The 1,570-nt window shown below is 52.6% G+C and carries 1 protein-coding gene; it reads left to right on the top strand.

From position 1 onward, the window contains the following. On the top strand, positions 1 to 1,570 hold a 1,570-nt coding region (locus EO131_RS17085), incomplete at both ends, for a beta strand repeat-containing protein (RefSeq protein WP_164731633.1).

The following is a 1,570-nucleotide window of genomic DNA, read 5'->3' as shown; positions in this document are numbered from 1 at the left end:
GCGTCCAATATCTCGACGAACGCGGCGAACATTGCCACCAACACTACGAACATCGCAACGAACGCATCCGATATCGCTACCAACACAAGCAATATCTCAACCAATGCGACTAATATTGCCACCAACACGAGCGACATTGCGACCAACGCGACGAACATCGCCACGAATACATCCGATATTGCCACCAATGCGACCAATATTGCAACGAACACCAGTGATATTGCCACGAACGCTTCTGACATAGCGGCACACATCGCCGCCGATGCAGACACCAACGTGGGCAACGAGTACAACACGGCAGTGGGTCTTAGCGGCACCTCCATCACCGTTACCGACGGCGGTGGCACGTTGAGCCAGGACCTTGACGGTGTGTTCGCCACGGACGCAGAGCTTGCCGCTGCCACTGATGACGACATCACCGGTGCGGTGCTCGATGCCCCGACCAACATATTGACGATCAGCGAGGGGACCACGGACGTCACCGTTGACCTGAGCGACCTTGACGACAGTGCCGGGGTATCTGCCAACGCGGCGAACATAGCAACGAACACATCGGATATTGCGACCAATGCAAGTAATATCTCAACGAACACGAGCGACATCGCGACAAATACATCCGATATTGCAACCAATGCGACCAACATTGCAACGAATACAAGTGATATTGCCACCAATGCAAGCAATATCTCCACGAACGCGACCAACATCGCCACTAACACCAGCGACATTGCGACCAATGTGTCCGATATCTCGACGAACGCGGCGAACATCGCAACGAACACAACGGATATTGCCACCAATGCGACCAACATTGCAACAAATGCCTCTGATATCGCTGCCAATACTGCTGATATCTCGACCAACGCGGCAAACATCGCCACGAACACGAGCGATATTGCAACAAATGCAACCAATATTGCGACCAATACCAGTGACATTGCCACCAACGCCTCCGACATCGCCGCGCACGTCGCCACGGATGCGGACACCAACGTAGGCAATGAGTACAACACGGGCAGTGGTATCACAGCAGGAAACCTGCAAATCACCGATGGTGGCGGTACCGAGTCTGTGAACCTGATCAGTGGAGATGCAAACAACGACATCACCGCAGGTTCGGATGGAGCCCTTTATCTAAATGTGGCCTCCGTTTCCATTTCAGAGACCAATACCTCATTGGCCTTCAACAACGCGACAAATGAGCTGACCTATACCAATGAATTGGGCAACAACCCTGCTGTGGACCTGAGCGACCTTGACGACAGTGCGGGTGTATCGGCCAACGCGGCCAACATCGCCACCAACACATCCGATATTGCCACCAATACCAGCAATATCTCAGCGAACGCGACGAACATCGCCACCAACACATCCGATATTGCCACCAATACCAGTAATATCTCAACAAACACAAGCGACATCGCAACGAATACGAGCGATATAGCAACGAACGTAACGAACATTGCCACCAATACGTCCGACATCTCAACGAACGCGGCGAACATCTCAACGAACACCAGTGACATTGCGACCAATGCGACCAACATCGCAACGAACACATCCGATATTG

Source organism: Flagellimonas beolgyonensis (genome assembly GCF_003992615.1).
Lineage (GTDB): Bacteria > Bacteroidota > Bacteroidia > Flavobacteriales > Flavobacteriaceae > Flagellimonas > Flagellimonas beolgyonensis.
This window is presented reverse-complemented; position numbering and strand designations above follow the sequence as displayed.